Origin of the sequence: Vibrio sp. OPT20, from assembly GCF_963889365.1 — a bacterium.
In the GTDB taxonomy this organism is placed as follows: domain Bacteria; phylum Pseudomonadota; class Gammaproteobacteria; order Enterobacterales; family Vibrionaceae; genus Vibrio; species Vibrio splendidus.
Map to the genome: position 1 here is coordinate 1,053,496 of NZ_CAWPOA010000031.1, position 23,395 is coordinate 1,076,890.

The window sequence follows — 23,395 nt, forward strand, 5'->3', positions numbered from 1 at the left end:
ATTTCGTTCAAGAGTACATGCCGGTTGGTATGGTTGGCCTTCTGATTGCCGCGATGTTTGCAGCAACAATGTCTTCAATGGATTCTGGTCTAAACCGTAACTCAGGTATTTTTGTTAAGAACTTCTACGAGCCGATTCTTCGCCCTAAAGCGACAGAGAAAGAGCTAATGGTTGTTTCTAAGCTAACGTCTACTTTCTTCGGCATCGCGATCATCTTGGTTGCTCTGTTCATTAACTCTCTTAAAGGTCTGAGCCTTTTCGACACCATGATGTACGTGGGCGCATTGATCGGCTTCCCAATGACGATTCCAGCATTCTGTGGCTTCTTTATCCGTAAAACTCCGGATTGGGCTGGTTGGGGCACGCTAGTAGTCGGTGGTGTGGTTTCTTACTTCGTTGGTTTCGTTATCACAGCGGACATGATTCAAAACTGGTTCGGTCTAAACGAACTAACTGGCCGTGAGTGGGCTGACCTGAAAGTGGCTATCGGCCTTATCGGTCACATCGTATTTACTGCTGGCTTCTTCGTTCTTTCAACACTGTTCTACAAGCCATTACCGGAACACCGTGAGAAAGATGTCGACAAGTTCTTCAATAACCTAGCGACACCGTTAGTTGCTGAAAGTAATGAACAGAAGAAACTGGATAACAAGCAACGTCGTATGTTGGGTTCACTTATCGCGGTAGCGGGTGTGGGCGTAATGACTATGTTCGTACTGCCAAACCCTATGTGGGGACGCATGGTATTCGTTTTGTGTGGTTTGATTGTGTTCTCTGTTGGTCTGTTACTTGTTAAAGCAGTCGATGACAAAGTCGAGCAACAAGACGAAGTGACTCCAGCCGAAGGCTAATTTAATACGCATCCTAAATAACATCACGGCCACCTAAATGGGTGGCCGTCATTTTAATAATCCAAACTTTAACGTGAGATGTACGATGAACAAAAAACTATTATCGGTAAGCATTATTAGCGCGTTCACGCTCGCTTTTGCAACAGGCTGTACGACACAAGAGAAAACAGCACCCGTAGTCAGTGTCGCTGAACAAGCTGCGCCTGCTATTAGCGAAATCGACCGTAGTTACCTATTGAGCAGTGACCGCTTAACTGAGGTCGATGGCAACACATTAGCCGTTGCTTCAGAAGAACAAGTGGCTGCGCTTAAAGCACAATTTGAAAACCTAAAAGATGGCGACGAAGTGGTGATCCCTGCCGGTAAATACGCGAACTTAGGTCAAGTGACTATTACGGCGAATGACATCACTATCAAGGCTGAGCAAGCAGGTTCCGCCTGGTTAACTGGCCTAGTTCAGTTTGAATTGAAAGGCGATAACATCACGCTTGATGGCCTAGTGTTTACCGAAGGCGGTCCAAACGAAAGGTTTGGCGGCGTACGAATGATGGGCGACAGCAACACTTTAAAGAATTCAACATTTTATTATTTCAACCACGCTTATGAATATCAACCAGATGAGCGTCGTTCTGAATACCCAAGATACCTGTGGGTTTCTTTGTGGGGTAAAGACGGTAAAGTCATCAACAACCGTTTCGAAGGTAAGCAAAAACGCGGCACTTTGATTGGTGTGCAAAAAGATGACACGCCAGACAACCATCTAATCGCAAATAATATCTTCATGGATCAAAAGCCGAACCAGTTCAATGAATTCGATATCAAAGAGGCGATTCGTTACAACGGCAACAGCTGGGAAGCACTTCGTATTGGTGATTCAAAATCTTCTCAGTGGGACTCTAATTCAAAATTCGTTAATAACTTGATGATCGACATGGATGGCGAGCGCGAGCTTGTCTCAGTTAAGTCGGGTGGCAACACAATTTCTGGTAATACAATTTTTGAAAGTTCTGCTTTGATTTCTTTGCGTCATGGTAAAGGAAGTAGTGTTGAAAATAACATTATTCTAGGTAATAAAAAGAACTTAACGGGTGGTATTCGCATCTACGACGAAGACCATGTTATCCGTAATAACTACATTGCGAATACTCGTGGACGTGATGGTGTGATTGAAGGCAATGCTGACCTACGTGGCGGCATTGTTATTAACACTGGCATCATCGACGTAGCGAATGGTGAACAGCTAGATCAATCAGTGAAGGGCAAAGAGCTTAACAAGCAGTGGACGCCGAAAAACATCACCATCGAAAATAATTCTCTAGTCGACACTGAGTGGGGCATTATCTATGGCAACCAAACTCACCGTGTTAGCCTGTTCAATAATGCGGAAGTTGAAAAGATTTATGCAGGTGTTGATGTGGCGTTCAAACACAACGTGGTTGATAACTCGCAATCTCCTGAGTTTGTCAGTGTGCGTGCAACGCAAGATTACCCATTAGTCGGCGCAACGTATGACAATGAAACATATGTTGGCCAAGTGACAGCATCTGAGCAGATCTCGAGCTTCTCTGTTGAGTTGCCCGCAATGACAGTTACTAACGGTATTAACGCTTACCAAGGTGAAGGCGCAGACGTGTCTAAACTTGCGGTCGTGACGGCTGAAACAGCGGGTCCAGACTACGTGCTTGAGAATACGACTAAGTAAGTTATTGCTTAATGGCTAATGGCTAATGGCTAATGCTTAATGGTTTGAGCTATCAAATAAATTCAGATAGCTGTCTTGGCCATTAACACTTAAAAAGCCTCAACGGGTAATGTCTGTTGAGGCTTTATCGATCTTAGGTCGTGATTATCTCGATCTTACGTCGTGACTACTGTGATTTATACTTATGCAGCAGATCCCAAGGGATATGACATAAGTGGTGATCTTCAGGGAAGTGGCTTAGGTGATGCTGGTGGATATCATCACTCGCGACATAATGAGTTAACGGCAATATCTCGAGTGCGATACGGTCGGCGTCGTCACGAGAGGCAACATAGTGCTTAGCTTCTGTTAAGTGTGCTGCGTTGGTGCTGTATACGCCTGTGCGGTACTTCTCTCCGACATCGACACCTTGTTTATTGACGCTGTAAGGGTCGATAATCTCAAACAAGTGTTTCATCAAAATCATTACAGACGTGACGCTTGGATCAAATTCAATTTGTACGCACTCTGCATAGCCATCGTAATCGCTTTGTGTGCCATTGCATTGCGTGCTATCGCATTGTGTCGACCCGTTTTCTGTTAGCTGGGCGCTTCCATTGGCACGGCCTGCTTCTGTGCTGATAACACCAGGAACGTACTTAATAAATTCCTGTACGCCCCATAAGCAACCGCCAGCTAAATAAATTTGTTCCATACTTACCTTTTACTTCTCTGTGTTTGTTGATGTTTGTTCGATGTGTGAATCAATACGATGATACCCGCACGTATAAAAAAGCGTCTATAAAAATGAGCGCGCAAATAAAAACAAGCGTTTAGGCATTGTAAACCTGTGCGACTGAACAAACATAAGTTTAATATGATTTGTGATTGTATAAGTCAGTATTGCTTTGTCATCAACTCGAATCTCAACATCAAGTGAGCATTACTCTAAACATGTTTGATCAAATAAAAGACTTCATTAATCCGAGCAAGAACCCAGATCTTACTCAGGCCCATGAATACCAGCGTCAGCATCTGCCGACATTGTGGTTATTGGGAAAAACGGGGGCGGGCAAGTCATCGTTTATTCAAGCGGTGACTGGTGACTCTTCTGTAGAAGTGGGCAATGGTTTTGCGCCTTGTACCATGACGGCGATGTCTTACGAATTCCCACAAGACAAACCCGTGATGCGCTTTCTCGATACCAGAGGACTAAGCGAAGCGAATTACGATGCGAAAGAGGATCTGGAAGAGATTGGTCAGGCAGGTAATGCGTTAGTCGTTGTAATGAAAGCCGACGAACCTGAACAATCCTCAGTGCTTGCGGCTCTAAAGCAGATTAAGAAACAGAAGAAAATTAAGCACTTGCTGCTTGTTCATACTGCAGTGTTGTCTTCCAGTGAAACAGATCGAGCAAGGCAGGTTCAGTTCAACACCAACCAAGTAGAGAAGGCTTGGGGTAAAGAGTTTGAATCGGTAGCAGTCGATTTCGAAACGGATGACTCGAGCAATAACAGTGGTTCAATTTACAACTATGACATCTTGTTAGAAAAGCTGACCAGTATTCTTCCTGTTATTGGAATGATGGTGCAAGACAAAGAGCACTCCACTCAAGAAGAAGCCAACTTTGATCAAGTAGAAAACGAAGTGCTTTGGTATGCGGGAAGTGCCGCGGCGAGTGACCTGATTCCGGGGGTTGGTTTGGTATCGGTACCTGCGATTCAAGCCAAAATGCTTCACAGCTTGGCCAATCAATATGGGGTCGAGTGGAACAAGCGAGTCTTCAGTGAGTTGATAGGCACTCTCGGAAGCAGCTTTGCGTTGCAATACGGAATGAAGCTGGGCACTCGACAGTTGATAAAGCTGATTCCAGTTTATGGTCAAACGGTAGGGGCAGTGGCTGCAGCGGCAATGAGTTTCGGCACCTCTTATGGTTTAGGTCGCGCGGCGTGTTTTTACTTCTATCATAAGAACAAAGGCGAAGAAGTGTCTGAGCAAGAGATGCAGAAGATCTACAAAGAATCCCTGAAAAAAGGAAAGGCGGCGTCGGGCTATGAAGAAAATTAGAAACCTATTTCGATTACTGGCGGTGCTATCGAGCGGCCGCTGGGGCATTGCTCTGATTTCGGCGATCTTTCCAAGCATTATCATGATGGGTTTTGGTGTGTTCTTGGCGATCAAATACGGTTACCTACTCGAAATGTCGATTGCCATTGCCGTGAGTACCTTGGTATTCACCATTCCCTTGTTCATTTCTAGCCGCTCTTCACGCGATTCTTCAAGCCGCTCTTCAAGTACGGAGCCCTTCTCAAATAAAGAGAGTGACGGCCTTGGCGAAGATGCTTCTGAATCTGAATCACAACATAACAAAGCTGATATCAACGATGCATTGGTTAAGGCTTCGACTGATTGGTCTCAAAAAGAACTGTCGATCTGGAATGATTCAAAACATCATGTACGCCAACAATTAATGGTCGACATCGAATGGGGCAACCTAGACCAAACTGGTTTAGAGGTACTTGAGTTTGTGGCGAAAAAGTTTGATAAGAAATCGCTCGATTTTTCGATTCCTGAAGGGCTAAAGCTGTTCGAAGAAGTAAGCCGACGCTACAAACTGGTAGTGCGAGAGCATATACCGGGCATTGAGTATCTCAAGGTTTCTTACATCAAAGCGGGCTACGAAGCCTATGACAAATATGGCGAGCTAGGGCAGAAGATCGTTAAGGCCGCTATTTGGGGGAATCACCTCAAAAACCTCTATTTGAACCCGTTAAAAGTTGTTTCTGATTTAGGGAGAGAGCAAGCGACATCTTCAATGACAAGAGGTGTGGTTGATGACATGCAATACGCCGCCAAACAAGCCTTATTAGATGAAGTCGCGGCGGTCGCGATTGACCTCTATAGCGGACGTTTCAGCATTGAAGATGAAGCATTGAAAGCGTCCGATGTGTCTGAACTCGACGAACAACGCTTTGCTCCAGAGTTAGAGCCCGTGCGAATCGTGCTGGTGGGGCAAACCAGTTCTGGTAAATCTTCACTGATTAATGCCCTTAAGCAAGAGCTGGTTGCCGAGGTCGATGTTCTACCATCAACCGACACTTCAACCGTATACAACGCGTTTGTCGACGACAATGATGTTCGCGTTGTTGATCTTCAGGGGCTTGATGGCAATCCTAAAACCGAAGCCTTAATGCTGAAAGAGATGACCCAAGCGGATGTGGTGCTATGGGTGCTTAAAGCCAATCAGTCTGCACGTGATTTGGATAAGCAGCTGAAAGATAGATTTGATGCTTTCTATGACGATCCTAAGAACATCTCACGCAAGAAGCCGATTGTGGTGTCGGTTGTGAATCAGGTAGACCGATTAAAGCCTGTAGACGACTGGCAACCGCCGTATGACTTAGATAACCCAACATCGGCCAAAGCGAAGATCATTGCTCAAGCGCTCGAATACAATCATATATTGCTGCAAACCGATATCGTGTTACCACTGGCGATTGCGCCAGAAAAGGTACAGTTTGGTTTAGATACATTAAGGCAGACGTTGATCGAGCGTATCGCTGACGCAAATAACGTTCAGAGAAATCGCCAACGTTTAGAAGCCATGAAAAGAGGGACGTCGGTTAAAGGCCAACTGAATAAAGCGGTCAAGGCGGGTAAGAAGGTTGCCCCCAGTGCATTGAAAGCAGCGACGCCAAAACTGGCTGAAATGGCCATCAAGCAAGTCGTGAAGAAGAAGTAAGTCATTCATTGCGAATACAGTTCTGGTGAGGTTTGAGCCTCATCAGAGCTTATCTTTTCTAGATCGGCGAGTTTTAGAGCTTAGCTTTTTAGCTCGGGAGCTCTCTAGAAGATAGATTTCTAGAAGACAGCTTTTTAGAAAACAGCCATCTTCGCCCCTTATTCGAGGAAGCATTGAGTTTAAAAGAGATTCGATAATATTAAGTAACTCGCTGAACTAGTTTAATAGTATATAGACGGCTGTGATTCACAGTTTATATAACATGCTATCGTATTTAATTATCATTCTAAATGTTGATCACATTTATACTTTTCTAAGCTGTATTTATAAAACAATTGCACTATATTTAAATTTCGGATCATCTTGATTTCAACGTAGGGATATATTGTGAACATGTATCTGAAATGGCAATCCACAACATGGCTAACCTTGTTAGCTTGGTATACCTTAGATCACCAGCTCTCGTTCCGCCTTTCTTCAGAGTAGTACCCTCTAGGCGTCACACGCCAGCAAAGCAGCGCGCTTTGTTTACCTATCAGCAGCTTTGATAACCTTTGAACGCATGAATGTCGCACTTATTATTTCGTGCAGAATATTCGTTGTTTTGTCGTTCTCGCTAATTATCTCAGCCTCTGTTTAGGTTCGATTAATAACTAATTATTTAACTTGTTTATTTTCATTGTTAATTTCCGTCTATCTTTATGCGGAGCTATTAAATTAATGGTGAGGATTCGTGACATCTAAAGAAAATAGATTTCGACCTGATCGGAATGTATAGAAAGGTACTATTATGGAAAACTTCAAACATCTACCAGAACCGTTTCGTATTCGTGTTGTAGAACCAGTAAAAAGAACAACCTCTGCATATCGTGAGCAAGCCATTGTTGAAGCGGGCATGAACCCATTCTTACTGGATAGTGATGATGTGTTTATCGACTTACTGACAGACAGTGGTACCGGTTCTATTACTCAGCGTATGCAAGCCGCGATGTTAATGGGCGATGAAGCTTACAGTGGTAGCCGCAGTTACTATGCATTGTCGAATGCGGTGAAAGATATCTTTGGCTATGAGCTGACTATTCCAACACACCAAGGACGCGGTGCAGAGCAGATCTACATTCCTGTTCTTATCAAGAAGCGTGAAATGGAGAAAGGTCTCGATCGAAGCAAAATGGTCGCCCTGTCTAACTACTTCTTCGATACAACACAAGGTCACACCCAAGTGAATTGCTGTGTGGCAAAGAACGTTTATACCAAAGAAGCGTTCGATACCTCTGTGAATGCGGACTTCAAAGGCAACTTCGATGTGGTGAAGCTGGAAGAAGCGATTTTAGAAGCGGGCGCAGCCAATGTTCCTTATATTGTGAGCACCATTACTTGTAACTCTGCTGGTGGGCAGCCAGTGTCTATCGCCAATCTAAAAGCCGTTTATGAAATCGCACAGAAATACGATATTCCCGTGATCATGGACTCGGCACGTTACGCTGAAAATGCCTATTTCATTCAACAACGTGAATCGGGTTATCAGGATTGGACAATAGAACAGATCACGCGTGAATCCTACAAATACGCGGATGGCTTAGCCATGTCTGCTAAGAAAGATGCCATGGTACAAATGGGCGGCTTGTTGTGCTTTAAAGACGACTCTTTCATGGATGTGTACACAGAGTGTCGAACTTTGTGTGTGGTGCAAGAGGGCTTTCCAACCTATGGCGGCTTAGAAGGTGGCGCAATGGAGCGTCTTGCGGTTGGCCTTTATGACGGCATGCGCCAAGATTGGTTAGAGTACCGCATTGGCCAGGTTCAATACTTAGTTGATGGCTTAGAAGCGATGGGCATCGTGTGCCAGCAAGCAGGCGGTCATGCTGCGTTTGTGGATGCGGGTAAACTGCTTCCTCATATTCCTGCAGGTCAGTTCCCAGCACATGCTTTGGCGTGTGAACTCTATAAAGTCGCGGGTATCAGAGCGGTTGAGATTGGCTCATTGCTGCAAGGTCGCGACCCAGCAACTGGTGAACAACACCCATGTCCTGCTGAGTTATTGCGCCTTACCATTCCTCGCGCGACCTACACACAAACGCACATGGACTTCATCATCGAAGCATTCGAAAAAGTGAAAGAGAATGCTGGGAAAGTGAAAGGGCTCGACTTTACCTACGAGCCTCCGGTGTTAAGACACTTCACTGCGCGCTTGAAAGAGGTAGAGACCAGCGAGAAACAAACAGAAAAAAAGAACGAACAAACGCTCGAAGAAGCATTTTAAAATAAAAACATAAGCGAATAGTCACTAAAACCCTAATCAAAGGCTCCCTCGGGAGCTTTTTCTTTTTTGGATGATAGGGGAGTTATGTCGTTAAGCAGCTAAGCCTTTAAGCCTTTAAGCTTTTACGCTTTTAAGTACTTAACCCGTTAATCATTTAGGCCTTTAGATGTTGAACTACGCTTGTTTGTTTTTCAGCGTAGACTTTAGCATTTGGAATAGCCATTGATTCAAAGGCGCATCTTTCTGTGAACGACGGCAGCTCATCACATAACCCACATCGATCGTCAGTTTTTCGGGCAAATCAATACTACGACAGCCTTCTGGTACGCTGCCATTGAGGGTGATACCAAAATAGTCGGATTTGAGCACAACATCGTGAATCATCGCAGGGTGGTCGACTTCCACTCTTGGGTTGACGTGAAATCCGATATTTCTAAGACGATCAAGGATCGGGTATTTATTGTCATTCCATCCCGGGGTTTTAAATAGAATGATTGGGTAGTTAGCGAGCGACTCAAAGTCTTTCGCTGGATGATCCTCTCTCACGAAGAACACCACTTTTCCTTTACCGAATTCCATTTGAGAAATTGACTGTGGCAAGGTTTCATCAAAGTAATGAACCGCTATGGATTCTTCGCCGTCGATGAGCCTGTTCCTCACATTGCTTCCCCACCGAACGAATGAGTAGTGAGCATGCGGGGCTTCTTTACTCAGAGCAAAGTAGAGCTTCGAGCCAAAGCGCTCCCAGAACAGGGTATTTGCGTAGATTTTGATATCACCTTGGTAAGTTTCTGGCGAAAATACTTGGTGTTTAATGGCTTCAACGCTGCTCAAGATCTGCTCAAAATTTTCGATGTTGGTTTCAACAAAAGTCGTGGGTTCAAAACCGTGTTTGGTTTGAATGAACAGTGCGTCGTCGAGCTGTAACTTTAATTTCGAAAGGTTCTTGCTGATCGCTCCGGAGGTTTTTCCTAGCGACTCCGCAACCAGTCCAACATTGCGAAGTTCATACATACGCTTGATAACGAGGATATTTTGAATGTCTAGATTGATGTCCACAGGCTCTCCAAATGAATCCTTTTATAGGCAGTAATTTCGGTGCGGTAGGCGTACAGAAATTATGTGACTCTAATATCATAGTGGTAGTACAAAACAGATAAGACAGAACAGCGTCAGAACTTCGCTAATCCCTTGATTTTCCATTTGGTAAATCTTGCTTTTCCTCGAATGGCTTTCACTCAAGCGCTAAAGTTACCTCAACAAAGAAACACTGATACCAAACGAACAAATAATTAAAAATAATATGAGGTGATGTATGAAAAAGTTAATCGCACTAGGCTTAATGGCTCTTTCAATGAACACGGCTTTTGCTGCCGACGGTACGTATACAGGGACTATCGACATGACAAGAAGCGAAGGTAATCAAGTAAAGGCTGAGCGTGTTGAATCTGACTTAACACTGGAAGGAAGAAATGAAGCGTCTAACGGCGGAATCCAACTCCAAAAGAACGTAGATCAAGACCAAACGATCCAGCTTACAGGTCGTCGTGATTAACGTTAAAGATGTGCTTACCATTGTCATGAGAAATGCTGCGCCCTCGGGTGCAGCATTTTTCGTTATTGGGTTGTGGAGTATTTTATAAACTCTAGCGATCTAGCCTTGGCATGTTGTGTAACGTGTGGCATTTTGTTGTTCTCTAATTTAGATCGCTATTAGGTGTTGGTTAAGCATTACAAACCAGTAAGCGAACGACTCGAAAGGACAAGGAATGACTCAAAAAGAAACGGGAATGATTCGTCATATTCTACTGATTAAGTTTAAAGAAAACGCTGAGGCTTCAGAGGTTCAAAAACTAAAGATGCTGTTTGAAGCGATGCCAAACAAGGTTGAAGGGGTCACTTCAGTAGAATGGGGATTAAATGACAGCCCTGAAAACAAGAACCAAGGTTATACCCACTCGGTGTTAATGACGTTCGCCGATGAAGAAGGCCGCCAGAATTACCTTCCGCACCCTGAGCATGATGCGCTGAAAGATGTGTTTCGTCCGCTTTTAGAAGACATCATTGTGTTTGATTACTCCCTGTAATTAGGTTCTGAGTAGGTCTCTTGTGTTTGACTTACCTTCGATAATGAAGAGTTAGGGCCTAGCGATTAAGCCCTAACTGAATAAGAAACGACTTACTCTGTAGGCGAAATCGTGACTGGTGCAAACGATGCGACAGCATTTCCGCCTGCTCCCGGACGATCTACATAAGGCGTGTTCTGCATTAAGGTGTAGTACACATCCACGAAGTCATCATCATTCACTAATACACCATCAGGAATCACATCGATAATCTTGCCTGTGATCTGAGGGATGATCGCATAACCTTGAACTTCTGGATCAGGAATCATCTTCAGTATCTCTTCTGCGGCTTGAACCAAGAGTTTTGCTAGCGCTTTGTAGTCTGTGCCATCATCGTGTTCCATTAAGATCATGTCTGCAGCGCCCCAACGGTAGCGAGGCCAGAAGATGACGGTCTGGTTCGGGTAGTACGTCTGTTTGTCGTAGTCCAGATAAGGCATCTCAACAAGGTCGATCTGGGGCTCTAAACGACTTGAATCGACACCCGTCACGATAGCGTAGATTTCCGCTTTACCAGAGATCCAAGGTTCTTGGTCGACGGCTAAACGGATTTTGGTTAATTGTGTGGTATTCAACGGCTCAGGTTCAGACAAGGCCATCGAGCGACGTGCCTTGTTCATCAAAGACGGTTTTTGAGGTTTACTCTCGTCGGCATTGGTATCGCTAACGGCATTGATTTGCGTTGTAGTACCCAGCTTTTGCATCTCTGCCTGCATTGCCATTAAGCCTGCTTTGAGCTCTTCAGCACCGTTACTATCAACCACAAACACTGGGACGTCTGGCATTTGGTACACATCTAGTTCATGAACCTGTCCGTACACGTCATACGCTTCAATATATTGCCAATTCGAATCGTCGCCTGATGGTTCAAATGCAAACAGCGGGTTTTCACCATTCTTCCAAGCTTCGATCATCGCTTCATCAGCCATGCGAACCTCTAACACAGAGTCGCTGAAGTCGTTGATCCCTTTCATCTTGCGATAACCCAGATCCGCTTTTTGCATCCGGCTTGAAAATGCAGAGTAGGGCTGAGTAGAGCTCAATTTATCTACAGGCGCGGATAAGTTCTTTTCTGAGATCTGAGCCTTCAATGAAAGCTCAAGATCGGAATAACGCTCGCTGATTTGCAACGCCAGAGATTGCTTTTGCGCTGCGCTACTTTCTGCAATACCTAATGAATCAGTTGTCTCAATATTTTGCGCAAAAGACTGGAAGCCAACCACTGTCGTTGCAAGCACCATACTGATAGAAATAGATGGTCTCATAAATAATCCTTATTTTAATTTTTATCATTAATAGAGCTTTTGCCCTATAAGGATTAACCTATCAGTAACGTGAATGTGTTCAAAAGTTAGTCAGTTATTTTTGTTTCGTTGTGCAGCACAGGATCTCAATTTAAACTGTTTTTATAAAACAATGCCTAAGTAACCTTGATATTTATAAATTAATAGACGTATCAGTAAATAACTTACAATATTATTAACTACTAGGGTGTGTCATAAAAAAACCTACTCAAAGTGAGTAGGTTTTTAATTCGCAGTTAACCGCTAGTTCTCGATTTACAACTTGTTTGAGAGGCTCGCTCTAACTCAATCTAAACGTAACGTTAGGCCTGAGTAGTTCGAGTATCCGCGCAGTAACACATGATAGGTCACACCCGGTTGCACGCTCACACTGCACTGCTCATTGTTTCCAGCGCGATAAGGGCGACAATCGTAACTCGATGTCGTTGGCTTGCTGCCTGATTTCACATAAAGGTCGGCATCGCCGGAACCTCCAGACATTGAAACCGTCACGCTTGATGCAGAATCAACGGTGAACGTGTAGAAGCTCTCTGAAGACTGATTCCCGTTTAGGTTCGAAATCGGCGTGCCTTTCGTTAATACATTGCCAGTTGGAGGCGTGACACCACAACTCGCATTAACGCCTACGGTATTAAAAGCATCTTCAACATCGGCAACCACATAGCCCATGTCTGCTGCGGCTTTCGCTACGCCACAAGCTCCAGCGTCAAAGGTACTGTTTGCCGTCCAATACAACTGGTTGGCAACCGTGAATATCTCAAAACCTTTACGCACATCCCAGCCAGACTTGTTCGCTAAAAGGTAAAATGCGCGGTTATAAACACCGCTAGATAAGTGAACGTTCAAGCCATCGTAGTATTGCGAGGCGTGATCAATCGAACGACCATCTTTTGAAGGTTGATCAAAGTAACGCAAGCCGCCTTCTGATTTGAATATATCGCTTCCGACCACCCAATCTACATTACCACGCAGGTAGTATTCAGCCGCTTCGCCCGCAATATCGGAGAAGGCTTCATTGATACCGCCCGACATGTTTTGGTACACAAGGCCGGAGTTTTGCTCAGTGAAGCCGTGGCTGACTTCGTGAGCGCTCACGTTGATATCGACCAATGGGTGAAAGGTGTTTTTGCCATCTCCAAATGTCATGGATGAGCCATTCCAAAAGGCGTTTTCATAATCGGAACCGTAATGAACGCGCATTGTCAGTTGGAAAGTTAAAGGCGACGTATTCATCCAATCTTTGTACATATCGAACACGACATTACCAAAGTAGTGTGCATCGTTAAGAGGCGAGTAAGCCCCGTTAATGTACTTATGATCGGTGTAGTTGGTTCCGTCGGCACAGTTGTAGCTGTAGGCTGCGCTGCCAGACGTTCCGTTCCTCAAATCGACTGTCTTAACTGATTCATTTTCTAACGTACAAGTCGTGCCTGTTTTGTCGATGGGAAAGCTAGGAAAGTCGCTGCCATATTCATATCGAGTGGTTTTGAGGTTGCCACCGGGGCCAGTGCCTAATGCTTTAGCGTGGTTTAGTCCATTCCATTTTTGGAGGACATCGCCAGTCGTGGCATCAATAAAATAGAAAGGGCGCTCAGGCATTGAGGACGCGATAAAGAAATCGACCAGATACACCACTTGCGCGGTTTGGTTCTCATCCAATCTCACCATGAGTTTTGCGTTTTTATTTTCAATCGACTTTTTGCCGACGGTAAAGGTGCGGTGAGCAGACAGTGCAGCTTCAATCGCTTGTTCTCGATTCAGCTTTGGCGCGATGCTGGATAAGTCTCCACTGATCCCTTGTGCCATTGAACCGAATACCTGAGTGGGTTGGTTCTTGGAAAGGGTAGCGACAACCGAAGTATCAAAGACGGGTAAACCTAAGTGCGTTTGTTGGTAGCGGACTTTGGTTTTTCCATTGGGCAGTACGACCCGTTTAACTTCAGAAAAACCTAATTCAAGTGGAGCAACACTCTTCGACTGAGCGACGAGGCTTTGTTGTAGTAATGCATCATTATCGACTTTGACCATTTCTGCAGCGTGTGCATTAAAGCCAAAAGAGGTACCTAGAATAGCTGCTATTTTCCAGCTTAGTTGACGTTGTTGGTTCATTTTTCGTTCCTGATTTTAATATAAACTCCGTCTTCCCAACGGCTTTATAGGAAGTCTATATGCAACACGCTAATGCCATGTGTTGCGAATCAAGATTGGAAGAGCATTTAGAATTATGACAAGTTTATCAGGGAGATTTATTTTTAGAGTATGTAATTCAAAGTTTACAAAAATTCTTATTGATCAAATTGTTTTTATAAAATCTAATTTTATTATTTATCGTAACTTGATGATGGAGCGGGAGTTATTAAAATCTGTTTTGTTTTAATCGATAGAACTCATTTCTCTAAACTAACTTCGATATTTCTCTGTTTTTATCTTAATTACAAATTAGTAAATAATCGGGTTTTTGGAAGTGGAAATATTGTCCTTATTATCAATAGTAATCTTGTCTTAACAATACCACTAAGCACAGATCTCAACTTTTTTAACACTTAGTCTCGTTAGGCAGGAAAAAATCTACATTTTGTTGTTCAATCACAAACTAATAAACATAAGTCATTGTTATGAAAGGAGTAGGTCGCTTAAGATAGGCAGCATAAGAAACTAGACAGAAAAATTCTGCATTTAAATACAGAATTTCTCTGTCTAATAGCTGTTATATTTTAAGGATACATATGGGTAGCATAGCAGTAGATATATTTCCTCCCGCTTATTGGCAGGATTTCGAAAAATTAACTCAAGATATTGTAAAAATCAAATGGAAAGATGACTATGCCGAAAGACATGGTCGAGAAGGTCAAGCTCAAGGTGGCATCGATGTTTATGGTTATAATCACGTAGCAAAAGAGCATACTGGAATACAATGTAAAAAACGTGCACTTAAAAGTAAGCCTTCACATGAGTCTCCCTCGAATACATTGACGAAGTCTGAAATAGATCAGGAATTAACTAATGTAAAAGAATCAGAACATCAACTAGATCGCTTTATCATTGCAACTTCTGGTCCTCGTGATGCTCATCTTCAAAGTCATGTGGCAAAACTAAATAAAGCAAGTGGTGACCTCAAGGTCTCAATTATGTTTTGGGACGACTATGTAGATTTTCTTAATGACCACCCAGAATTGATGTATCGTTACTATGAAAATGTTTTAAAATTTCGTAGTGAATATAGCAGTCTAAAACATTACCTACTTTTACTCTCCATGGCATTTGATAGACCTGCAATTCGAACTCCGTTTTATTGCGAAAGTAGAGCGACAGACTTTATATCTGCAATTTCCGCGACCCAACAAGCAATAGCAACTGGTTGTTTATCCGATAGAGAAGGGCGAGTAATAGATCAAGTTCGAGTTCCAACCCCTAAACCTAAAGGGCTACAAGCTATCTCGAATAAGCTGCAAAAATCTCGTGACCTTGCAGTAACGGCATTAGCAGAAGGTGTAATTGTTGAGCATGAATGTGTTATTGAAATTCGTGATCATGGGCTAGTTGAGCAGCTGAATAATTTGCGCTTTGAAGCAGTCAAAGGCTTAAACAAGCTGTTAGAAGCTAACGACGTAAACCAAATTGAATTTGGTGGGCTTTAAAATATAACAAACAATTTAAGTGTGATTCCCACTTTTGGCATTTTTGGTTTGGGTTTAGTTTGGTGTTTACGGAGCCCAAATTGAGTGCCGTGGTAGCGTGGCTCACACCTTCATTGGGCGCTATATTTTGGGTAAGGTTAGGAGGTTTAATTGAGTTTTATTACAACGGTACGTCAATTTCTAAGTCAAGATCCCAAACCAGTATTTGATCATATTAGAAATGTTGGTATTTCAACGGCAATTATCTTAGGTGCCAGTATCCTCTATTTAAAAAAAGGAACCGTCGGAGAGCAGGATTTAACAGGATTTTATGTTCTAGTTTCAATATTGCTAGCTACCGGCTCTTTCTTGTTCTTGTTGAACATGAATCATGCAACTCGAACTATTTCAACATCTATTTTGGGGCGTCAGGTAGGACTTAAAGAACGCTTAAGTATCATTAAGAGAATCTATAAAGCGCGTAAGAAAGTAAAACTTTCCACATACAACAAAATACGAGATTTCTATTTTAAGGAGTGGTTAGCTCAGTTTGTTGCAATGTTTTATTACTTAGTAATTGGCGCTGTTGTTTTTTCATACGTTCTTTCGTCTGGAGTGTTGGATTTTTCCACTAAGACTCAAGAACCAGTACTCTATATGAACGTAGAAAAAATCACAGAAACGATCAAGGATAAGCAGCAAGAAATCTCAACCTTGTCTGATGAGGTTGTAAAACTGCAAGCAGAATTAGATGCACTTAAATCGACCCCAGAGCCAAAAATATAACAATCTGTTTAAGATAGATTCGCAACGCGTGGCATTTTTACTATGCGTTGCGTCTTGTGTTTAAGGTGTTATGCGGGTACTTCGGTAATGCGTTGCTCACTCCTTAACCGTGGAATTGACTAATATTCCTCTGTAGACAGCGGTACACAACAATGAATAGTAATGCCTTATACAACAATAATTTAGATTAATTATGTTTGTTCACGCTCGTTCGCTTTAGTCTATCGATGTACAATTATTCTGCTACATATCCGCTACACAAAGGAAGAGTGTTATGGCGATTAAGCAGAAAATAACAGCTAATTCAATTAAGAAGCTCAAGGTTCAACAGAAGCGATTGAATGATACTGAAATCAGTGGCTTTCATGCTCGGATCTCTCCTTTAGGTACGATTAAGTATTATCTGTACTTCCGCCTCAACGGGAAGCAGCGAAATTATCTCCTTGGTTCTGCTAATGCTTTAACTCCTGCACAAGCAAGAGACTTAGCTAAAGAGAAAGTGGGTTTAGTTGCAAGTGGTGAAGATGTGCAAGAGGCCCGCTATGAAGCTAAAAGGCAAGAGCAAAGAAGCAGCCTAACCCTAAAAAAATTTCTCGATGAACATTATGAGTCCTACTTAATCGCTATGAACCCTAAGACGGCTAAGCAGTCGTTCATGTGTATAACAAAAAATTTTAAACATCTGGCGAATAAACCCTTAACAGAGATCACTGCATGGGATATTCAACAATGGACTACATTCTTAAGTACGATCTTTTTGATACGTAAAGATTGAGCCGATGTTTAGAGGGGGGGGGTGCTATTAAATGCAATTATTCCTCAATAAAGTTAATGTAATCATAAAATGTAACTATACGAACCTGGCGTCTAACATCCAAAGAGCAAAGCTTGTTAATTAGAAAGTCATACCTTTAGTTCCATAAGCTTTGTATTACATTGAACTAATATGATGACTAAATATCAGGACTAACCAATAGGTCCTACGAACGCTTTGATTGATGATTGCATGAGGTGTGCTATAGAAGTTTTTAATGAGATGTGATATCAATTGCACAATTGATTCTAGGTCGAGTTTAAAGTCTTGTGAAACAAAAGCTTACTAAGGAAGTTGCCTATCAGGCACTACAGAAATTTTTCGATGACGTCCCATTCATAATGTTCGCAACAGGTACGTCATGTGCTGTAGATCTTGGCTTTGGGATGCCTGCGCTCGAACAACACTTAAGAAGTGTTATCCCGAAGTATGATTTAGAACCGACTCAGCTAAATGAGTGGAATAATGTAATTGAGTTACTTGAAGATACGTCAGATTTTGAAGCTGCAATGAATAGCATTTCAGATTCAACTTTACTGAGTTGTGTTGTGAATGAGACCGCTATAATTGTTGCCAAAGCACAGAACAAGAACGTAGACAAAATACTAACTGAACCTTGTCGTTGGACTGCGAATGAGATCGTTTCTCGCCTTGTAAATAAACTTCCTCAAAGCAACCCTATTTTACATATGGCCACCCCAAATTATGACCTTTTAGCTGAAATTGCGATGTCTGCTAGCAAAGTGCCTTACACTACGGGATTCTGGGGAGGGGCAATTAAGTCACTTGATTGGAAGCAATCTCAGCGCCAAATGACTTATCCTGAATTAGTGCAAGTAGGACGAACTAAAAAACAGTCTGTAACACGTCGCTTGAGCCATGTGAGATTGTACAAGGTACATGGTTCATTAAACGTCTTTTGTAAAGACGGGGAAGTGGTTGAGTGTGACCTTTGGCAACAACCACCAGTAAATTATGAAAGGTTACTAATTACACCGGGCACATCTAAGCACGAAAAACTTCATGACTATCGAGACGTCTTGCTCGATGAATACGACGAAGCAGTTCGTGCACATAATAGATTTCTATTTTTAGGTTTTGGATTCAATGATACGCAGCTCGTTAACAATGCGATAACGGACAAATTGGCAAAAGCTCAATCTGACGGGTTAATTATCACCCGTGACTCTAATTCACGAATCGAAGATCTACTTCTTAAGGCCAAAAATACTTGGTTAGTTTGCAAATCAGAGCAGGACAACTCTACTCGAATCTATAACAACCTTTTTGATGACTGGCTTTACCTTGAAGACAAAGAACTGTGGCGTTTTGACCACTTTGCGAACGAAATAATGGGGCGTTAATTAGATGGCTATTTTTGAATTTGATAAAAAAATATCCCTTATTGGAACGGTAAGAGATGTGGATACAAGAAAGGTTTCTATACACGTTAAGTCTGATGAGGACTTAAGAAAGGCCAAAGTAGGTCAACTCATTTGCCTTGAAGTATTCTCTGGTGTTGAGACATGGCTAGTTGCGATTGTTGAAAAAGTAACAAAGTCAGTTTCTATTGCAAGTGTAGATTTAGCAGAAGATGATGAAGAAATAGAACTTGAAGGTGCTGTTGAGGATGTAATAAATACCGTAAAGGTATCTTTAGTGGGTTCAGTGAAATGGGATGCGCTTGAGGATACACCTGTCTTCACTCGTTCTCTAATGCAAGTTCCTGATATTGATGCAAAGGCCTATGTATTAGTAGGGAACGAACTAGAAGCTTTTATGAGTATCTTGGTATCTGCATCCGATACAACCCACAGTTTAGACTTAGGAACCTATGTCATTGATGAAAATGCTCAGGCATATTTGGATGGCAATAAATTCTTTCAACGCCACGCCGCTCTAGTTGGTAGTACGGGTTCTGGTAAATCTTGGACTGTAGCTTCGATTCTTGAACGCGCAGCAAAGCTACCTTCATCAAACCTAATTGTTTTTGATTTGCATGGCGAATATAAGAGCCTGACCTATGCTAAGCAGCTCAGAATTCCTGGACCAGAAGAGTTGGGGACTAGCAGTCATGAACTTTTATACTTGCCTTACTGGCTCTTAAATACAGAAGAAATGCAATCTCTTTTTATAGATAGTTCCAGCTTCACTGCTCAAAACCAAGTTTCCAAGTTTCAGGAATCTGTCGTAGATGCAAAGACACTTACACTCAATGAGTTAGGCAAGAAAGACGTGTTAGATGCATTTACTTTAGATAGCCCTATTCCTTATGAAATTAAGGATGTTTTTGATACTCTAAAAGCTCTTAATGAAGAAATGGTTCCTGGTGCAAATAACAAAGAAAAAAAAGGCCCATTCAATGGTTCATTTGATAGGTTACTTGCTAGGATACAAGGGAAGTTAGATGACCGCAGGTACGGCTTTCTTTTTCAAGCTCCATCACCTGAAAATGATTATGACGCTTTGGCTAAATTAGTCGCCAAACTCATGAATTTTGAGAATGAAAAAGAACAGATTAAGGTCATCGATTTCTCCGAAGTGCCTTCAGACATTTTACCAGTTGTAGTTGGGTTAGTGGGTAGACTTATATACCAAATTCAGTTTTGGACAAATCATGAGGAAAGACATCCAATCGCAATGGTGTGCGATGAGGCTCATCTGTATTTACCGAAAAAGGAAGGAAAGAACCCGATTGAAAAGCGAGCAATTGAGTCATTTGAAAAAATTGCAAAGGAAGGTCGTAAGTACGGTGTTGCACTCTTTATTGTGAGCCAGCGACCGTCAGATGTTAGCACTACCATTCTGAGCCAATGTAATAATGTTATTTCTCTGCGCCTTACGAATGCAGAAGATCAATCTACAGTAAAAAAATTACTCCCGGACAGTCTTGATAGTTTGTTAGATATCCTACCTATAATGGATGTAGGTGAGGCTTTAGTGGTCGGGGACTCTGTTCTCTTACCAAGTAGAATAAAAATAACCCCTCCAACGGAAAAGCCGTTAAGCGAAACTGTAAAATTTTGGGATCGGTGGACGGGGGAAACATCAAATCTAGATTTCATTGCAATCGTCGAAAACTTGCGTAAACAAAGTCGTTCTTAGTTTATTATTATTCTTTAATATAGTCTTATTGAGCTAGCGTGATAAGACTATATTTCTCAGTTATAAAGGTGATGTAGTTAAGCTACATACAATTCGTCAAAAATATCATTCGCTCCCAATTTATTTTGTTTAGGTTCATATGCATTCATATGATATTATTGTGGTTTTATAACTGAATGGCTAGAAGAGGCATAAAGTGCAGTTTGGTGATAACTACGATAAAATGAGTGAACTCATAAAATCATTAACAACAAGAACTAAGAACGAAGCAGAAACGAGACACAAAATAATTGATTTTGTATTGCACGAATTTTTATTTTGGCCAAGAAATAAAGTTTCTGTTGAAGAATATATAAACCCTGGATACGCGGATTACATACTAAAAAAAGATAATGGTGATGATCTTTTGTTTATAGAAGCTAAAAAGGAAGGTGTTTATTTTGAATTACCTATACCTCATAGCGATAATGAAACATCATGTTATATACCAATAAAGCAACTGGTTAGCGACACAACAATTAAATCTGTAATGCAGCAAGTTAGAAATTATTGCTTTGATACTGGTTGTGAGTATGCGTGTATAACTAATGGGCATGAATGGATATTTTTTAAAACCTTTGAAAAAGGCAAGCGATGGGAACAACTTAATGCCTTTGTGATTAGAGGTTTAGATTTTTTTATTATGGAATATACAAAATCAATTAATAGTTTTTCCTTTATTGCTATTACAGAGAACTCTTCATTACCTCATATTCTTTCAACATCAAAACCTAAAGATCGGCCAATATTTTATCCAAAAGAAAAAATATTAACGTATGCACATCCAATAAAATCTAATAGGTTAGCAACTACATTAAGACCTATAGCTAACCATTACTTTGGTGTTATATCTGATGATGATACTGATTTTATGAATAAGTGCTATGTATCGCAAAGAGAATACAAAAATACATTTGATGACATTCACTCCTTAATTCACGACTCGTTGACTCCATACTTTGAAGAGTATGGAGTTCAGCAACTTGACGACACTGGTAAGGGGGGGCAATTAGGAGGTCGAATAACTAAAAACCTAAAGAAGACGAGACTAGGGGAGGTTCTTGTGCTCTTTGGTGGTAAAGGAGCTGGAAAGTCAACGTTTATCAAACGGCTCTTGCATCATTCACCACCTAGATGGCTTAAGGAACATTCGATAATATCAATTATTGATCTGCTTAAAGTTCCCGAAAATGAGGAAGTTATACGTAGTTATATATGGAAAACCCTGATAGAAAAACTTGATAAGGATAATATCCTAAACGAGGAACGAAGCGTGTTAATTGACAAGCTTTTTAAAGACAGATTTACTGTGGCGGAAAAACAGTCTCTCGCAGGTTTTGATAAATCCTCTGAAGTATATAATGTCACGTTAAATGAGTTGGTTCGGGAATGGAAACAAGATTACCTATATTGTGCAAAACAGTTAGTTGCTTATTGGTCTTCAAGAGATAAAGGGGCAATAGTTGTTATTGATAATACAGACCAATATTCATCAGAAATGCAAGACTTCTGTTTTACTTCTGCTCAAGAAATATCTAAAGAATTAGGTTGTGTTTCACTTATCTCAATGCGTGAAGAGAGGTTTTATGATTCAAAAATTCATGGTGTCTTAGACGCTTTTCAAAATTCAGGGTTCCATATAAGTTCACCGAACCCTGCAGAAGTATTCAAAAAACGTCTGAGTTATACTATTTCCCTTTTAAGTAGTGTAGAAAAAAGAAGTGTAATTTTAGGTGATATGACTGAAGAGTTGATTAAAGATTGTAAAACCTATTTGCAGATACTTAATAACTCTTTTTCAAATTCAAATTCACCGCTAACCAAGTTTTTAAGTGCTTGCGCTCACGGAGATACTCGATTATCACTAGATTTATTTAGAAGTTTCTTACTCTCTGGTTATACGAATGTAGATGAAATGATTTCAGTTGGGCGATGGGAATTTCAAATCCATCAAGTTTTAAAGCCAGTAATGATACCAAGTAGATATTTTTATGATGAAAAATTAAGTGATATTCCCAACATTTACCAACTTCGAAGCAATAGACATTCATCTCACTTTACGGCTTTGAGAATATTGAGGTACTTATCGAAAGGCTCTGATAAAACAGCTCCTTCTTTTCATTCGTTGTTAGATCTTAAAACTTATTTTATCGAAACATTCAACATGAACGAAGATTTTGAAAAGAATATCGATAATCTACTAAAACACGGTATCTTAGAATCAAACAATAGGCTTGATCAGTATACAGTTGATGTTGATAGTGTAAAAATCACAAACTACGGGCTTTATGTCATTCGTGAGTTATCAAGTTGCTATACTTACTTAGATATGATTTGCACTGACGTTGGCGTTTATGACCAAACTGTAAGTAACTATCTAGCAGAGTCTTCTAGAACAGAATATGCTCAATTTAACCGAGGTCAGCGTTTAGACCGTGTTAAAACTAGGCTAGATAGAGCTGATAATTTCATCGCTTATTTGAAAAATGAAGAGTTAAGAGAAAAAGATCTTTACTCATTAGATATGCCTGAGCATGAGATGTTTAGTTCTAAAGTTTCTCAAGAGTTTGATATTGAGAAATCGCGTGTTCTTCGGAGCGCAAAGAAACAAAGAAGCAGAAGTAACAGCGCCTAGGCTATTTATTAGATAGTGAAACGAGAGCCTAACTAATCTCGTTTTACTATCTAAGTCAAAAATCTGCTGTGTAAGAATCTCAGGAACTCTCATTTTTTCGGTTATGCGACATTAAAATTGAATGGTAACTTCACTGTTTAGAACGACCTGTTCAAAGTAAAGTTAGAGAATTAGCTTGATGCTAGGAAGTTTGTATTGTTCATGGATAAATAATTAGCTACATATTTGCTATAAATTAATATATTCAGCATCTTAAATTCCAATAAAATTCTGATTTTAAAGGTATTTTCTTTTTATTTATTCCACCTTAACAGGGCTGCATGGATTCCCCCCAGGTTGTCAAACATCCGCTAAACTTATGTTGATGGGTTTTGGACTGCCGCTCTACATTCGGCCTACTTATCGACGATTCGCATACGTCGTGGCCCTGAT

Annotated in this window: 17 protein-coding genes; 13 read left to right on the plus strand and 4 right to left on the minus strand. The window is 41.4% G+C overall.

Annotated features, from left to right (window positions below; all coding sequences use genetic code 11):
• A partial coding sequence (locus AACR09_RS05805; RefSeq protein ID WP_416222639.1) for a sodium:solute symporter family transporter occupies positions 1 to 851 on the plus strand: 851 nt, incomplete at its 5' end.
• 85 nt (positions 852 to 936) lie between these two features.
• Entirely contained in the window at positions 937 to 2,553 is a 1,617-nt protein-coding gene (locus AACR09_RS05810; RefSeq protein ID WP_193836150.1) for a polysaccharide lyase 6 family protein, read from the plus strand.
• A 166-nt stretch (positions 2,554 to 2,719) separates the two neighbouring features.
• Here AACR09_RS05810 and AACR09_RS05815 read toward each other — a convergent pair whose 3' ends face one another.
• Positions 2,720 to 3,247 (minus strand): peptide-methionine (S)-S-oxide reductase, encoded by a 528-nt coding sequence (locus AACR09_RS05815; protein ID WP_193836151.1) that lies wholly within the window; start codon positions 3,245 to 3,247, stop codon positions 2,720 to 2,722.
• Between the two features lie 239 nt (positions 3,248 to 3,486).
• Between AACR09_RS05815 and AACR09_RS05820 the strand changes: the two genes are divergently transcribed.
• The 3 genes from AACR09_RS05820 to tnaA all read left to right on the plus strand — a co-directional run bounded on the left by AACR09_RS05820 (position 3,487) and on the right by tnaA (position 8,537).
• Positions 3,487 to 4,599, plus strand: a complete 1,113-nt coding sequence (locus tag AACR09_RS05820; protein WP_102482820.1) for a YcjF family protein — start codon at positions 3,487 to 3,489, stop codon at positions 4,597 to 4,599.
• Entirely contained in the window at positions 4,586 to 6,274 is a 1,689-nt protein-coding gene (locus AACR09_RS05825) for a GTPase family protein (protein ID WP_193836152.1), read from the plus strand. The genes AACR09_RS05820 and AACR09_RS05825 overlap by 14 nt, the downstream gene beginning before the upstream one ends.
• Before the next feature lie 790 nt (positions 6,275 to 7,064).
• Entirely contained in the window at positions 7,065 to 8,537 is a 1,473-nt protein-coding gene (gene tnaA, locus AACR09_RS05830) for a tryptophanase (protein WP_017101683.1), read from the plus strand.
• 174 nt (positions 8,538 to 8,711) lie between these two features.
• Here tnaA and AACR09_RS05835 read toward each other — a convergent pair whose 3' ends face one another.
• A complete protein-coding gene (locus tag AACR09_RS05835) occupies positions 8,712 to 9,596 on the minus strand; it encodes a LysR substrate-binding domain-containing protein (RefSeq protein WP_193836153.1) in 885 nt (294 codons plus the stop codon).
• A 256-nt stretch (positions 9,597 to 9,852) separates the two neighbouring features.
• Between AACR09_RS05835 and AACR09_RS05840 the strand changes: the two genes are divergently transcribed.
• Positions 9,853 to 10,092: a hypothetical protein gene (locus AACR09_RS05840; RefSeq protein WP_193836154.1), complete on the plus strand. Its 240-nt coding sequence runs from the start codon at positions 9,853 to 9,855 to the stop codon at positions 10,090 to 10,092.
• Positions 10,093 to 10,306: 214 nt separating this feature from the next.
• A complete protein-coding gene (locus AACR09_RS05845; RefSeq protein WP_009846539.1) occupies positions 10,307 to 10,624 on the plus strand; it encodes a Dabb family protein in 318 nt (105 codons plus the stop codon).
• Positions 10,625 to 10,716: 92 nt separating this feature from the next.
• Here AACR09_RS05845 and AACR09_RS05850 read toward each other — a convergent pair whose 3' ends face one another.
• Positions 10,717 to 11,928, minus strand: coding sequence for a DUF3103 domain-containing protein (locus tag AACR09_RS05850; RefSeq protein WP_102568831.1), 1,212 nt, complete (start codon positions 11,926 to 11,928; stop codon positions 10,717 to 10,719).
• A gap of 324 nt (positions 11,929 to 12,252) precedes the next feature.
• Positions 12,253 to 14,076 carry a M4 family metallopeptidase gene (locus tag AACR09_RS05855; protein WP_193836155.1) on the minus strand — a complete coding sequence of 608 codons (1,824 nt, stop codon included), beginning with the start codon at positions 14,074 to 14,076 and terminating at the stop codon, positions 12,253 to 12,255.
• Between the two features lie 617 nt (positions 14,077 to 14,693).
• Here AACR09_RS05855 and AACR09_RS05860 point away from each other — a divergent pair.
• The 6 genes from AACR09_RS05860 (at position 14,694) to AACR09_RS05885 (ending at position 22,963) form a co-directional block, all read left to right on the plus strand.
• Positions 14,694 to 15,605 (plus strand): hypothetical protein, encoded by a 912-nt coding sequence (locus AACR09_RS05860; RefSeq protein ID WP_193836156.1) that lies wholly within the window; start codon positions 14,694 to 14,696, stop codon positions 15,603 to 15,605.
• Positions 15,606 to 15,755: 150 nt separating this feature from the next.
• Positions 15,756 to 16,370: a hypothetical protein gene (locus AACR09_RS05865; RefSeq protein ID WP_193836157.1), complete on the plus strand. Its 615-nt coding sequence runs from the start codon at positions 15,756 to 15,758 to the stop codon at positions 16,368 to 16,370.
• Between the two features lie 274 nt (positions 16,371 to 16,644).
• On the plus strand, positions 16,645 to 17,145 hold the full coding sequence (locus AACR09_RS05870; RefSeq protein WP_193836158.1) for an Arm DNA-binding domain-containing protein: 501 nt from the start codon (positions 16,645 to 16,647) through the stop codon (positions 17,143 to 17,145).
• 308 nt (positions 17,146 to 17,453) lie between these two features.
• On the plus strand, positions 17,454 to 18,548 hold the full coding sequence (locus AACR09_RS05875; protein WP_193836159.1) for an SIR2 family protein: 1,095 nt from the start codon (positions 17,454 to 17,456) through the stop codon (positions 18,546 to 18,548).
• Between the two features lie 4 nt (positions 18,549 to 18,552).
• On the plus strand, positions 18,553 to 20,289 hold the full coding sequence (locus tag AACR09_RS05880; RefSeq protein WP_193836160.1) for an ATP-binding protein: 1,737 nt from the start codon (positions 18,553 to 18,555) through the stop codon (positions 20,287 to 20,289).
• A 196-nt stretch (positions 20,290 to 20,485) separates the two neighbouring features.
• Positions 20,486 to 22,963 carry a hypothetical protein gene (locus AACR09_RS05885; RefSeq protein WP_193836161.1) on the plus strand — a complete coding sequence of 826 codons (2,478 nt, stop codon included), beginning with the start codon at positions 20,486 to 20,488 and terminating at the stop codon, positions 22,961 to 22,963.
• Positions 22,964 to 23,395 lie beyond the last annotated feature (432 nt).

What these genes read in the sequence shown, in the direction of transcription:
- AACR09_RS05825 (WP_193836152.1), top strand. Translation starts at nt 4,586, where the DNA reads ATGAAGAAAATTAGAAACCTATTTCGATTACTGGCGGTGCTATCGAGC.
- AACR09_RS05870 (WP_193836158.1), top strand. Translation starts at nt 16,645, where the DNA reads ATGGCGATTAAGCAGAAAATAACAGCTAATTCAATTAAGAAGCTCAAG.
- AACR09_RS05840 (WP_193836154.1), top strand. Translation starts at nt 9,853, where the DNA reads ATGAAAAAGTTAATCGCACTAGGCTTAATGGCTCTTTCAATGAACACG.
- tnaA (WP_017101683.1), top strand. Translation starts at nt 7,065, where the DNA reads ATGGAAAACTTCAAACATCTACCAGAACCGTTTCGTATTCGTGTTGTA.
- AACR09_RS05860 (WP_193836156.1), top strand. Translation starts at nt 14,694, where the DNA reads ATGGGTAGCATAGCAGTAGATATATTTCCTCCCGCTTATTGGCAGGAT.
- AACR09_RS05810 (WP_193836150.1), top strand. Translation starts at nt 937, where the DNA reads ATGAACAAAAAACTATTATCGGTAAGCATTATTAGCGCGTTCACGCTC.
- AACR09_RS05820 (WP_102482820.1), top strand. Translation starts at nt 3,487, where the DNA reads ATGTTTGATCAAATAAAAGACTTCATTAATCCGAGCAAGAACCCAGAT.
- AACR09_RS05880 (WP_193836160.1), top strand. Translation starts at nt 18,553, where the DNA reads ATGGCTATTTTTGAATTTGATAAAAAAATATCCCTTATTGGAACGGTA.
- AACR09_RS05815 (WP_193836151.1), bottom strand. Translation starts at nt 3,247, where the DNA reads ATGGAACAAATTTATTTAGCTGGCGGTTGCTTATGGGGCGTACAGGAA.
- AACR09_RS05855 (WP_193836155.1), bottom strand. Translation starts at nt 14,076, where the DNA reads ATGAACCAACAACGTCAACTAAGCTGGAAAATAGCAGCTATTCTAGGT.
- AACR09_RS05850 (WP_102568831.1), bottom strand. Translation starts at nt 11,928, where the DNA reads ATGAGACCATCTATTTCTATCAGTATGGTGCTTGCAACGACAGTGGTT.
- AACR09_RS05845 (WP_009846539.1), top strand. Translation starts at nt 10,307, where the DNA reads ATGACTCAAAAAGAAACGGGAATGATTCGTCATATTCTACTGATTAAG.